13 protein-coding genes and 3 tRNA genes are annotated in these 12,397 nt (G+C 69.2%); 1 reads left to right on the forward strand and 15 read right to left on the reverse strand.

The window, feature by feature from the left end:
* Positions 1-19: 19 nt before the first annotated feature.
* From BH708_RS06960 to BH708_RS06990, 7 genes are all read right to left on the reverse strand, one after another.
* On the reverse strand, positions 20-1,147 hold the full coding sequence (locus BH708_RS06960; protein ID WP_076807675.1) for a UDP-N-acetylmuramate dehydrogenase: 1,128 nt from the start codon (positions 1,145-1,147) through the stop codon (positions 20-22).
* Entirely contained in the window at positions 1,144-1,620 is a 477-nt protein-coding gene (locus tag BH708_RS06965; protein ID WP_076807677.1) for a MaoC/PaaZ C-terminal domain-containing protein, read from the reverse strand. Before BH708_RS06965 ends, BH708_RS06960 begins: the two co-directional genes overlap by 4 nt.
* Positions 1,621-1,745: 125 nt before the next feature.
* Positions 1,746-2,195 carry a MaoC family dehydratase N-terminal domain-containing protein gene (locus BH708_RS06970; protein ID WP_076807679.1) on the reverse strand — a complete coding sequence of 150 codons (450 nt, stop codon included), beginning with the start codon at positions 2,193-2,195 and terminating at the stop codon, positions 1,746-1,748.
* A 255-nt stretch (positions 2,196-2,450) separates the two neighbouring features.
* Entirely contained in the window at positions 2,451-2,621 is a 171-nt protein-coding gene (rpmG, locus tag BH708_RS06975) for a 50S ribosomal protein L33 (protein ID WP_076807681.1), read from the reverse strand.
* A gap of 96 nt (positions 2,622-2,717) precedes the next feature.
* Positions 2,718-2,794, reverse strand: a tRNA-Met gene (locus BH708_RS06980).
* A gap of 55 nt (positions 2,795-2,849) precedes the next feature.
* A tRNA-Thr gene (locus BH708_RS06985) sits at positions 2,850-2,922 on the reverse strand.
* A gap of 85 nt (positions 2,923-3,007) precedes the next feature.
* A tRNA-Tyr gene (locus BH708_RS06990) sits at positions 3,008-3,089 on the reverse strand.
* A 300-nt stretch (positions 3,090-3,389) separates the two neighbouring features.
* Between BH708_RS06990 and BH708_RS06995 the strand changes: the two genes are divergently transcribed.
* Positions 3,390-3,878, forward strand: a complete 489-nt coding sequence (locus tag BH708_RS06995) for a YajQ family cyclic di-GMP-binding protein (protein WP_076807682.1) — start codon at positions 3,390-3,392, stop codon at positions 3,876-3,878.
* A 137-nt stretch (positions 3,879-4,015) separates the two neighbouring features.
* Here the strand turns inward: BH708_RS06995 and BH708_RS07000 are convergent, their stop codons facing one another.
* The 8 genes from BH708_RS07000 to BH708_RS07035 all read right to left on the reverse strand — a co-directional run bounded on the left by BH708_RS07000 (position 4,016) and on the right by BH708_RS07035 (position 12,395).
* Complete coding sequence (locus BH708_RS07000; protein ID WP_083713348.1) at positions 4,016-4,285, reverse strand: hypothetical protein; 270 nt, start codon at positions 4,283-4,285, stop codon at positions 4,016-4,018.
* Positions 4,286-4,341: 56 nt separating this feature from the next.
* Positions 4,342-4,641, reverse strand: coding sequence for a WXG100 family type VII secretion target (locus tag BH708_RS07005; RefSeq protein ID WP_083713350.1), 300 nt, complete (start codon positions 4,639-4,641; stop codon positions 4,342-4,344).
* A gap of 420 nt (positions 4,642-5,061) precedes the next feature.
* Entirely contained in the window at positions 5,062-5,331 is a 270-nt protein-coding gene (locus tag BH708_RS07010; protein ID WP_083713348.1) for a hypothetical protein, read from the reverse strand.
* A 56-nt stretch (positions 5,332-5,387) separates the two neighbouring features.
* Positions 5,388-5,687, reverse strand: coding sequence for a WXG100 family type VII secretion target (locus BH708_RS07015; RefSeq protein WP_083713350.1), 300 nt, complete (start codon positions 5,685-5,687; stop codon positions 5,388-5,390).
* A gap of 221 nt (positions 5,688-5,908) precedes the next feature.
* Positions 5,909-6,391 carry a hypothetical protein gene (locus BH708_RS07020; protein WP_076807685.1) on the reverse strand — a complete coding sequence of 161 codons (483 nt, stop codon included), beginning with the start codon at positions 6,389-6,391 and terminating at the stop codon, positions 5,909-5,911.
* A gap of 132 nt (positions 6,392-6,523) precedes the next feature.
* Positions 6,524-6,793, reverse strand: coding sequence for a WXG100 family type VII secretion target (locus BH708_RS07025; RefSeq protein ID WP_253705501.1), 270 nt, complete (start codon positions 6,791-6,793; stop codon positions 6,524-6,526).
* 207 nt (positions 6,794-7,000) lie between these two features.
* On the reverse strand, positions 7,001-11,464 hold the full coding sequence (locus BH708_RS07030) for an FtsK/SpoIIIE domain-containing protein (protein ID WP_076807689.1): 4,464 nt from the start codon (positions 11,462-11,464) through the stop codon (positions 7,001-7,003).
* 211 nt (positions 11,465-11,675) lie between these two features.
* Positions 11,676-12,395 (reverse strand): hypothetical protein, encoded by a 720-nt coding sequence (locus BH708_RS07035; RefSeq protein WP_076807691.1) that lies wholly within the window; start codon positions 12,393-12,395, stop codon positions 11,676-11,678.
* Between the last annotated feature and the right edge of the window lie 2 nt (positions 12,396-12,397).

A 12,397-nucleotide genomic window follows, 5' to 3' on the forward strand; every position in this document is an offset into this window, starting at 1 on the left:
CCCATATCCTAGGCCGAGCTCACAGCTGCAGGCCCAGTCGGACGGGTTCCGGGACCAGTCGGATCCCGTAGGCCTGCTCGACGCGGACCTGCACGTCGCGCGCGAGGGCGACGAGCTCCTCGCTGCTCGCGCCGCCGCGGTTGGTCAGGGCCAGCGAATGCTTGGTCGAGACCGCGGCCCGCCCGCCCACCGCGTGCCCGCGCTCGATACCGGCGTGGCTGATCAGCCACGCCGCGCTGGTCTTCACGCGGCCGTCCCCGACGTCGTAGCGCGGCGCCTCCTGGGGCAGATCCGCGGCCCGCTCGGCCTCCAGGATCGGGTTGGTGAAGAAGGAGCCGGCGCTCCAGGTGTCGTGGTCGACCGGATCGAGCACCATGCCCTTGGAACCGCGAAGGGCCAGCACCGCCTGTCGAACGTCCTGCATGGGTGCCCGATCCCCCACCTCGACGCCGAGCGCGTCGGCGAGCTGGGCATAGCGGATCGGGGCGGAGAGGTGGCCGAGGGTGTGCTGGAAGGTCACCGAGAGCACCACGTAGCGACCCGTGGCCGAGGGCACGGGACCGGTGTGGCGGGTGCGTTTGAAGACGCTGTCGCGATAGGAGAAGTCGCAGTCGGCGGCGAAGAAGGTGCGCACGGCCCGGCGCTCACGGTCCCAGGTGCGCACGCGGGAGATCGTCGCGGAGACCTCCTGGCCGTAGGCGCCGACGTTCTGGATCGGGGTGGCGCCGACGGTGCCGGGGATCCCTGAGAGCGCCTCGATGCCGACCATCTGGCGGGCGATCGCATAGCGCACCGCCCGGTCCCAGTCCACGCCCGCGAAGTACTCGACGATCGCTCCGCCGCAGGTGGGATCGAGCGGAGTGAGCTCGGCGGGGTCGACGGGGATGCCGTCGGGCTCGCCGGAGGCGCCGACCTCGCAGGTGGCATCCAGCAGCGGCGGGTCCTCGGGATCGCGCAGCAGCACCACGGTGCCGTCGAACGGCTCGTCGGAGGCGACCAGGTTGGAGCCGCCACCCAGGACCAGCAGCGGGCGCCCGGCCTCGTCGGCCGCGGAGACCGCGTCGATCACCTCCTCGGCGGTACGGGCCTCGACCAGGTGCGTGACGGGGCCGCCGATGCGGAGGGTGGTGAGGTCGGAGAGCTTCATGCCGAGGTGCCCGCAGAGGCGGTGACGATCGTGGCGCGAGCACGTCCGAGCACCTTGGTGCCGTCGACCTCGGCGGTGAGGTCCGCACGAGCGGTCCCGGCCGCCCCGTCGATCGCCCCGACGACGGCGACGACCTCGAGGGTCACCGAACCGGTCGCGGGCACGGGGATCGGGTTGGTGAACCGCACCGAGTACTCGCGCACGAGGGTGGGGTCACCGAGCCGATCGAGCAGTCCCGTCAGGGCGGTGCCCATGGTGAGCATGCCGTGGGCGATGACGCCGGGCAGGCCGGCTTCCGCCGCGACGGTGTCGTTGTAGTGGATGGGGTTGAAGTCGCCGGAGGCCCCGGCGTAGCGCACCAGGGAGTCCCGGGTGATCTGGTGGCGGGTGCGCGCGAGCTCCTGACCGATGCTCAGGTCGGTGAGATCCAGCCGCTCGGGTCCGGCGGCGGGCGTGGTGGGTGTGGCGGTCATCTCTGCTCCTGGGGTCGTGGCGTCGCAGCCTGTCGGGCGGGGACGAACGGACGAGGGGACGGCGGGTGCGGGCTCGACGGGACGGCGGGGTCCTGGCTCGACGGGACGGCGGGGTGCTGGGCCGGTCAGTCGCCGCGCACGACGATCATGCTCGTCACGCTCGCGACCTCCGCGCCGGCCTCGTCGGTCATGTCGACGCGGGTGGTGATCATCGTGTGCCCGCCGGCGGCGCGGACGGACTCGACGGTCAGCGTGGGGACCAGGCGGTCGCCGGCCACCACGGGGCGGTGCAGGGAGAAGGACTCCTGGCCGTGGACGACCCGGGTGAAATCGATGCCGGCGGCGGGGTCCTCGATGTACCGGGCCTCGGTGGCCTGGGCGAGGGAGACCAGGAAGGTGGGAGGGGCGACCACATCGGCGTGACCGGCCTCGCGCGCGGCGTCGGCCTCGGTGTGCAGCGAGGAGCTCGAGCCCGTGGCACGGGCGAACTCGGCGACCTTCGCGGCGGAGACGGTGTGCACGGGGCCGGCCGGATACGTGCGGCCGGCGAAGGCGGGATCAGGGGTGGTCGTCATGAACTCTCCCGGGGGACGCGGCGCAGGGCCGACGGTGGACGGTGGGCGTCGGGCCGACGGCCGGGATGAGGGGCCGCCGGCCGCTGTCCGATCGATGATCTCACCCTCGGTGGGATCTCGCTGTCGGCCGGGGGCCTCACCGTCGGTCGCAGAATCTCGTGCTCCGGGCCCACGCTGCCGCGACCAGGCTCCGGACGCACGAAAGGCCACCCGGGACATGCCCGTGTGGCCTTTGGTGTGGTGCGCGCGGCCCGCTCAGCGGGTCTCGCGATGCGCCGTCTGCTTGCCGCAGGTCGGGCAGAACTTCGACAGCTCCAGCCGATCCGGGGTGTTGCGACGGTTCTTCTTGGTGATGTAGTTGCGCGCCTTGCACTCGACACAAGCCATGGTGATCTTGGGACGCACGTCGGAGGTCTTGCTCGCCACGGTTCGCCTCTTTCGTCCGGGTGGCGCGCCCAGCGGCGCACCTCGTGGGTCCCCGTGCTCGGGGGATGTGGAACATGCACTCCGGTAGGACCGGCGTGGTACCGAGGGCGGGGATCGAACCCGCGACCTCACGATTATGAGTCGTGCGCTCTAACCGTCTGAGCTACCCCGGCGTGACCGATGAGAACGGCCCGATCTCGAATGAGACCGGGCCGCCGCATCCATCAGAGCCCTGAAAGGGAATCGAACCCTTGACCTTCTCCTTACCATGGAGATGCTCTGCCGACTGAGCTATCAGGGCAACCTGGTGAACCTTACCCGCCGCTCTGCCGCGAGGCAATTCGGGGGCTGGTCCCGGTGCTTCGAGTCACAAGGACTCTCCGCGGTGGCAGGTGAGGGATTCGAACCCACGAAGGCAATGCCAGCTGATTTACAGTCAGCTCCCTTTGGCCACTCGGGTAACCTGCCGTCGTTCGCTTCCGTCAGCATCCGATCGAGATCGGGGTGCCGCCGGCAGCGGACTCGGAACAGCATACCGGCGCACCGCCGACGGCGCTAACCCAGAGGCCCCCTGTGGCGCATGAAGAAGGTCACAGGGGTCGACCAGGCCCCCGACCAGGGCTGTTGGGCGTGCCCGCTGATACAGGAGGATGCAGGAGAGGGACAGGACCCGAGCCCCCTCGGGCCGGTCCATGACGACAGCTCCACCCGCGAGGGTGACCGCACAGTCCCACCCGCGAGGGTGGTGGCAGGAGGGAAGGACCCACCGTGGCAGATTCATCGTTCGACATCGTCAGCGAGCTCGACCGCCAGGAGATCGACAACGCCGTCAATCAGGCCATCAAGGAGGTGGGTCAGCGCTACGACTTCCGCGGCACCGGAGCGTCGGTCGCGCTCAGCGGCGACGAGATCGTCCTGACCGCCAATGCGCAGGAGCGGGTGCTCGCGGTGCTCGACGTCCTGCAGTCCAAGCTGATCCGTCGCGGGATCTCCCTGAAGGCGCTGGACGTCGGCGAACCGAAGCAGTCCGGGAAGGAGGTGCGTCTGGTGGCCGCCCTCAAGGAGGGCATCTCGACCGAGGACGCCAAGAAGATCTCGAAGCTCATCCGCGACGAGGCCCCCAAGTCGGTCAAGGCGCGCATCCAGGGTGAAGAGCTGCGGGTGTCCTCGAAGAGCCGCGATGACCTGCAGTCCGTCATCGCACTGCTGAAGGAGAAGGACCTGGACGTCGCGCTGCAGTTCACGAACTACCGCTGACGAGAAGCGCTGCACGCGGCCGACGGCGCCCGGGTGCTCGCGGTGCCGGCACCCCGGGCACGGCGAAGGCCCCGTCCCCACCAACGGGGAACGGGGCCTTCACATCGCCGATCAGTAGATCGCCGCGCGATCGACGATCACTGCTTGTTCGAGGTGGTGTCCTGCTCCTCAGCATGCTCGTTCAGCTTGTCCGAACGACGCTGGAAACCCTCGATCAGACCCGTCACCGGACCGGAGACGAACGAGTTCCACTCATCCAGATACGCATCGTAGTCCGGGCCGACCCACTCGACCGAGGTGACCACGCTCGACACGGCGTCGATCGCATCGAGAATCTGCGAGCCCGACTCATTGATCGCACTCGCGACCTCGCGCCCCTCATCCGGATTCATACCCTTGAAAGCCATCACAAACCCCTCACCAAAAAATCAGAAAAGAAAACAAGAAAGACGCGCGCCAGAACTCAGGCGGACGCCTCACGCTGAGCGTTCGCATTCCGCGACGCACGATCCGCGAGCTCCGTGGTCTGCTGCACCAGCTGATCGACCAGCTGACCGAGCTCACCTTCGAACTCGCTCACGTACTGATCCCGATCCTCACCGGTCCAATCCAGCTCCGACACACGCCCCTGAGCCTTCGAGTAGATCTGACGAACCTGCTCACCGGCCTCGGTGATCTGAGTACCCATCTGCTCGACGGCCTCCGGATTCATGCCCTTCTTCATGGTGTCCTCCATGTCGTGGTAGTCAACATCTCCACCCATCAGAGCCGAACTCCACGACCACCGGCCGCTTCCTCGTCCCCATCCTCCAGGTGATGACCCCACACTAGACCGACCGTCCCACCCTGACCATGGGGACAACTCCCCATCGCCCTCCCCACCCCGAATATCGCCTCTTTCACCAGGTCACCCTGGCTTTCGATGCTGGGAGCGACTGTGGACGACGCGGAACTCGGCCGCCGAACGCCCCGCCGCGGGCATCTCCCGGGCCGGACGGGCCCCTCCGCAGTGCGGCGATGGCCGACCGGCTGACCGCACCGGTCGACGACCTCCGGACCGCGCGCACCGCCGTGCCCGGGTGCTCGCGGTGCCGGCACCCCGGGCACGGCGAAGGCCCCGTCCCCACCAACGGGGAACGGGGCCTTCACATCGCCGATCAGTAGATCGCCGCGCGATCGACGATCACTGCTTGTTCGAGGTGGTGTCCTGCTCCTCAGCATGCTCGTTCAGCTTGTCCGAACGACGCTGGAAACCCTCGATCAGACCCGTCACCGGACCGGAGACGAACGAGTTCCACTCATCCAGATACGCATCGTAGTCCGGGCCGACCCACTCGACCGAGGTGACCACGCTCGACACGGCGTCGATCGCATCGAGAATCTGCGAGCCCGACTCATTGATCGCACTCGCGACCTCGCGCCCCTCATCCGGATTCATACCCTTGAAAGCCATCACAAACCCCTCACCAAAAAATCAGAAAAGAAAACAAGAAAGACGCGCGCCAGAACTCAGGCGGACGCCTCACGCTGAGCGTTCGCATTCCGCGACGCACGATCCGCGAGCTCCGTGGTCTGCTGCACCAGCTGATCGACCAGCTGACCGAGCTCACCTTCGAACTCGCTCACGTACTGATCCCGATCCTCACCGGTCCAATCCAGCTCCGACACACGCCCCTGAGCCTTCGAGTAGATCTGACGAACCTGCTCACCGGCCTCGGTGATCTGAGTACCCATCTGCTCGACGGCCTCCGGATTCATGCCCTTCTTCATGGTGTCCTCCATGTCGTGGTAGTCAACATCCCCACCCATCAGAGCCGAACTCCACGACCACCGGCCGCTTCCCCGTCCCCATCCTCCAGGTGATGACCCCACACTAAGCGCGGCTCCCGCAGCGGTCGATGGGGAGAACTCCCCGTGCCGAACTCCCCGTGCCGAGCTCCGCGTGCCGAGCGCCCTGTGCCGAGCTCCCCGTGCCGGCCCCTCCGGTGCGGCGTCCCGGGCCGGGCCCAGGTCCGGCCCGGTTCCCGTGGTCAGCTCAGGTCGATGCTCACCGAGTCCTGGATGGTGCGGACCACCTCGATCTCGTCCTCGGCCGACTCCGCCCCGCAGCTGCCGACGATCTCCAGCACGTCCATCGCGACTCCCCCGCGATCCAGGACGGCGTACCGGGCGGCCTGCACCACGGTGGGCCGGCCGGGCTGGGTGTAGCCGTACTCGCTGGCGATCCAGGAGGTCCCCTCGACCTCGATCTCGCCGGTGCCGAGCTCCTCGAGCTCGGGGAGTGTCGCCTTGCGCTGCTCGAGACCTGCCCGGGCCGCCTCGAGGGTGAAGTCGGGGCCGAAGCGCTGCACGGTCACGACCACGTTCGCACGGAACCGCCCGTCCGTCCGGGGCTGGGCGACGGCCAGCTGGACTCCTGGGACCATCAGCGTCTCCCAGTCGTCCGGGACCTCGACGGCGACCCGGGGCGGACCGGGGAAGTCCGCGCTCGGGTACGAGATGCGCTGGGCCATGTGAATTCTCCGTTCCTCCCACGGGTGACGGCGACAAAGATATCAGGGACGACGAATGCCCGGACGGAATTCCGTCCGGGCTTCCGTGCGCGGTCGCGAGACCGCTTCGGCACCTCGATGCGTGGCGTCGTCTCAGCTCGTGGAGGCCGCCTCCTGCTCGGCGGCGTTGCGGTCGGCCGTCTCCCCCAGCTCGTGCACCGAATTCATGATCTGCTGCAGGGCGGGGACCATCTCCCCGGACCACTGGCCGCGGAAGCGGTCCGCGTCGGGCCCGGTCCAGTCGACCCCCTCCAGGCCCGAGGTGAGCTCCTGCTCGATCCGCGTGATCTCGTCGGCGGCCTCGCGCAGCTGGCCCGACATCCGGCGGACCTCTTCGACGTTCATACCCTTCGTGGCGTTCACGGTGGGTTCCCCTTCCTGCTCTCTCGCGACGGCACCCGTCGGGTGCACCGGCCATCCGTCGTGTTCGACATCCACACTGTAGAGCGGATGGACAGGCCGGACCATGGGGAGGAGTCCCCATGGGGATAACTCGCCGGAGGGTGCCGGATGCTTCGTCCGCAGGCGGCGCCGGCGCACCATGAGCGCGCGGGCGCGGTCCCCGAGGGGTCAGCCGGTGATCTGTGCGACCTGCAGTTTCATGGCGCGACCGCTGTGGATCAGGAATCCGCGGCCGGCCGGGAAGTCCGCACGACGGATCCTCCCCAGGCTGGTCCCCAGCAGGGTATCGCCGTCCATGTCGCCGGGCTGGAGCAGCAGTCCGCGCCGTCCGGCCTTGAACGGCTGGGCGAGCACGTACGCCTGCGACCACGATGCGGATTCGTTCTCGCCGACGACGAACTGTCCCTCCCGGGTGCAGGCTCGGATCAGCTTGTCGAGATCGTTCTCGACGCCGCTGCCGGTGAAGTCGGTGACGCCGTCGATGAACAGGGCCAGGCGCCCTTCGCCGACAGCGCCGGACTCGATGGTCTGTCGCAGTTGGGCGGCGAGCTCGCGGACGGTCTCCGGGTCCGAACCCTCCACGTCCCATACCGGCAGGCCGGTCAGTGGAGTGCGGCGGGAGGAGAACCGCACCAGGCGCATCGGGGTCTCCATCGCCTTCAGGCCCGAGGCGATGGTCAGCATGGCGGTGGTGCGCCCCGAGCCCATGGGGCCGGTGACCATGAACGCCCCGCGCGGTTCGACGGTGATCTCGGCGAGCGTCTCGTCGGCCAGTCCCAGCACGGGGCGACCGTCGATCACGGGGCGCAGCTGCGAGAACTCCACCCGTTCGGGCAGACGCCGAATCTCCGGCGCCTCGGGGACCCCGGCCCGGCGCATGGCCCGGGCGAGCTTGGAGACCTCCCTGGACTGGATGGCGACGTTCGCGTCCCCGCCGTGCACGGCCACCTGCATCTCGTGTCCGGCCAGGATCGCGCGTCCGGCCGGCGAGTTGCCGTCCAGCACGTCCTTGGGCTCGCCGAACCCGGCGTAGTCGTCGACGTTGGACATGCGATGGATGAGCCGGCGCTGGATCGAGGAGCCCAGCGAGGTGGGGATCGCGCTGGGACGGTCACCCGTGACGATCACGTGCACGCCCACCTGACGGCCGTCGGTCGCGATCTGCACGAAGGCCGTGAACCATTTGGACAGGCTCGAGTAGTCGTAGGCCTCACGGAAGGCCGCCATGCCGTCGACCAGCAGCAGGATGCGTGGGACGTCCGGTATGCCGGAGAGCTCACGGTACTCCGCCACCGACCCGGCGCGGACCTTGGCGAAGTCCCGCGCACGGTCGTCGATCATCTCGCGCAGGGTGCGCAGCAGGCGGATCACCCGCTCCTCGTCGTCACCGTCGACGATCGAACCGACGTGCGGCAGCTCCTCGAGCATCGTCAGGCCCGACGCCCCGAAGTCGAGACCGTAGACGTGGACCGGACCGCCGCGCACCGTCGACGCCGCGGAGATCGCGATCGTGCGCAGCGTGGTGGACTTGCCGGAGCCGCCGGTGCCGTAGACAGCCATGTTGCCGTCCCGGTCCGGGTAGTAGGAGACAGTGGGCTGGGCCTGGTCCTCCGGGACGTCCATGACGCCCATGAGCAGTTCTTCGTCGGTGCGCCGGGTGGGCAGCCGCGACAGGTCGTAGGCATCGGCGAGCTCGGACAACCAGGGTTTGCGCGGGGCGGGGACCCCGGCCTGCTCGGCCGCACCGATGACCGTGTGGACCACGCGGGAGATGTCATTGGGGCCGGGGTCCGTGACCTCCTTGGTGGGTGGGGCGGGGATGTCCCACTGCTCGCCGGTGCCGAAGTCCTTCTCGACGATGTCGATGCGGGCCCGCTCGGGCTCGTCGGTGGTCCAGCCGCCCGCGTACCCGGTCTGGAAGGTCGCGATCCGCCCCGGGCCGGTCTTGGCGGCGGCGCGGCCGGGGATGCTCGGGTCGAAGTGGGCGGCCATCTTGTCCCCGAGGATGTCCTTGGAGTCCGCCTCGTCGGCCATCCGCAGCGCGATGCGTAGGTTCGTGTTGGCGCGCAGGTTGTCCTTGATGACGCCGGCGGGACGTTGGGTGGCCAGGATCAGGTGCAGCCCCAGCGAGCGGCCGCGGGCGGCGACGTCGACGACCCCGTCGACGAACTCGGGGATCTCCTTGGCCAGCGCCGCGAACTCGTCGACGATGATGATCAGGCTGGGCGGCGTCTCCGGGTCGCCGGTGCGCTCCAGCGATACCAGGTCCTTGGCCTTCTTGCGGTTCAGCAGGTGCTCGCGGTACTGCAGCTCGGCGCGCAGCGAGGTCAGAGCCCGGCGCACCAGGTGCTGGGAGAGGTCCGTGACCAGGCCGACGGCATGGGGCAGCTCGACCGCGTCGGCGAAGGCGGCGCCGCCCTTGTAGTCCACGAACAGGAACGTCACCCGGTCCGGGCTGTGGGCGGTGGCCATGCCCATCACCCAGGCCTGCAGGAACTCCGACTTGCCGGCACCGGTGGTGCCGCCCACCAGTGCATGCGGCCCGTTGGTGCGCAGGTCGAGGTGGTAGGCGTCCTGACCGTTGTGGCCGATCAGGCCCCGCAGGTTCGCGTCGTGCTTGAGCCGCTGCGGCTCGGACCCGTCGCGCGGGATCAGGGAGTTGTTCTCCTTCCACCGCTCGATGATGTAGCCCGGGTCCTCGGCCATCGCCATGCCGCCGAGTTTGAGATAGGAGATGGCGCGAGGCAGGTCCGAGTCGTCGTCGATCGGCACGCCCGCGTCGACCACCGGGGAGAGGTGCCGCGCGACGCCGGCGGCGACCTCGACGGAGACGGTCTCGACGGCCACCGGGTAGAACCGCTCCCCCAGGCGCACGTGTCCGGCGCTGGCACCTTCCACGGCCTCCTCGACGGCGACGTAGGTGCGGCAGGCGGCAGGCAGCGCCGCGACGTTCGAGGCGCACCAGATCACGTGCACGCCCACGTCGGGTCCGCGCTCGGCGATGCGCACCAGGCGGGCGCGGTCGACGGGGGCGTCGTCCTCGATCACCACGACGAGGTTCGGGGTCGCGGGCTCCGGGGGGATCTCCGGCTCCGCCGTGATGTCCGGCGTCATCGGGGTGCGCAGCGCGGCCGGGGCGTCGCCGGAGCGCTGGGCGATCAGCTCCTCGATCCGGGCGAGCAACGAGGTGCAGCGGCCCGGGGTGTCGGCGAGGTGGTCCCCGGGCAGCGGCGAGTGCGGGCTCGAGGTGTGCGGCAGCCACTTCAGCCACTCCCACATGCTGCGGCTGGAGCGCGAGGTGATCCCAGCGATCGCCATCTCCGCCGGCGAGTGCAGGGAGAACATCTGGGTGACGATGCCACGGGCCACGCCGTCGGCCTCCTGTCCGCCGCCGGCGACGCCGATGTTGCCGGCGTAGCGCAGCTGGGCGGAGATCGGCACCCCCGCGATCATCCTGTACTCCTCATGCATGTCGTCGAGCATGTCGTAGTACTTGGGGATCGCGTCGTTCTCGGCAGGCATCTCGATGCCCACGCGGGACTCCGCCACGCCGAGGCCGAGGCGCACGGTGGCGAAGGCGTTGTGCTCGGGCCGGTGCGTCCACAGCAGACGCCCCAGGCGGAAAGCCGCATCGACCGTGTCCGCCGCCGACGGTGTCTCGACCAGTCGCACCGCGCGCTCCAGGTCCTGGGCCGCGGTGACCCGTCGTTTCAGGGAGGCGAGCCCGTCCTCGAAGTTCTTGATCTGCTGCTCGAGCTGCTTCTTCTGCTGGAACTTGCGGTTGAGGTACCCGGCGGTGGCCATCATCGGCATCATGAACACGAACATGAGCGAGAAAGGGCTGCGGGTGATCGAGAACATGAGTCCGCCCATGAGGACCGGGGCGAACATCATGAAGATCGGGAAGAACTGCGGACTCGGTTCCTTCGGCGGCGTCGGGGACTTCAACGGCCGATAGGGGAAGCGGGGCACCACGCGCGGGGAGCGGTTGAACTCGACCACCGGGGAGCTCGGTGCGGTCCCGCCCAATCGATGCAGGGCGATCACCGAGAAGGTGGTCTGGCCGATCAGGACCGTGTCGGCCGGACCGATCACGGCGCGCTGGACCTGCTCGCCGCCGATGACGACGCCGTTGGAGGACTCCAGGTCGACGATCTCGATCGCGTCACCGACGTTGATGCGGGCATGGCGTTTCGAGAGCATCGGGTCAGCGATACGGATGTCGAGGTCGCCTTCGCGGCCGACGACGCTCGAGCCGCTGGGCAGCGGGAACTCACGCCCGGCCTCGGGCCCGGAGAGCACCCGCATCAGGGCCACCGCCGCCCCGCGGGACTCGGAGCGGGTGGCGTACTCCTGGGAGGAGCGCGCGATCGAGACGACGCTGCCGGAGCGCAGCCCGGCCTGGATCAGGTCGATCTCGCGGTCCAGGGACCGCACGCCGTTGGCGCCCGGCCCGGCGCCGGGGTCCTGGACCTGCAGGGTCAGTCCGTCCGGGGCCTCGACGTCGTCACGCAGCGGATCGGCCAGATACAGCGCGTTGGCCACATCGGCCACGGACGCCGTGGCGTCCGCCGTGACCTCGAGATCCGTCAGCCGGTCCTCGGGCCTGCGCAGCGTGAGCTTGATGCGCATCCGTCGTCCTCCCCCTGGCGGGCTCCTCGCCCGTCCTCCCGGGCCGTCCAGCCCGGACGGCCCGCTCCATCATCGTGTGTCGTTGGACCGGTCCGGAACGGCCGGTCGATCAGTCCGTGCAGATCGGCCCCGGACTGTGGGCCCTCGTCCCCGGACGGAGCTGGTCAGTCCTCCTCCTGGTCAATCCTCCTCCTGGCCGGCCTCCTCCTGGTCAGTCCTCCTCCTGGCCGACCTCCTCCTGGGCCTGGTCCAGCAGCGGCAGGTCCTCGGAGGTGACCAGACGGGAGAAGACCGCGTGCTCGACCAGGCGTGCCCGCCGATTGCTGGCCAGCTTGCCAGGGCCTCCGCGCAGTCCTCGCACCCCGAGGCGGTCGAGCTTGTCGCAGACGTTGTCCAGCTTGCGGTTGAACTTCGTCATCTGCCAGCCGAGTCGCTGGGAGGCCTGGGCCGACGTCGGCACCGAGCTCATACCCGAGCCCTCCCGGGTCAGCATCCCCTCGGCCAGGGCGAGGACCAGCAGCTTCTGGCTCGGGGTGAGCTGCACCGACCCGACGGTGGTCTCTCCCGCCGGGTCGTCCGGGCCCGCAGTCCGCGCGAACTCGGGGGATTCGGCGTGGACGGAGAAGTCATAGGTGGTCGGCCCCGCCGTGAAGACGACCTTCGTCTCGTCGAAGACCAGCGGGATGCGGGCTCCCGGGGCCAACCAGGCCTGCATGGATCCGGAGCCGTCCGTGATCGTCGCCGACAGCCTCGATCCGATGTTGGCCAGCCACCACATCGATTCGACCTGCACGATGGTCAGGAACCGGCGGTGCAGGAACGGATTGTCCTCATCGACCGTGAGATCGGCCTCGCGGCCGATGGTCAGCTCCTCCCCCTCCTCCGCGCGATACCACTCACCGCAGAACTCGACCGAAATCGTCGACGCCATCG

The organism is Brachybacterium sp. P6-10-X1 (genome assembly GCF_001969445.1).
Classification (GTDB): Bacteria; Actinomycetota; Actinomycetes; order Actinomycetales; family Dermabacteraceae; genus Brachybacterium.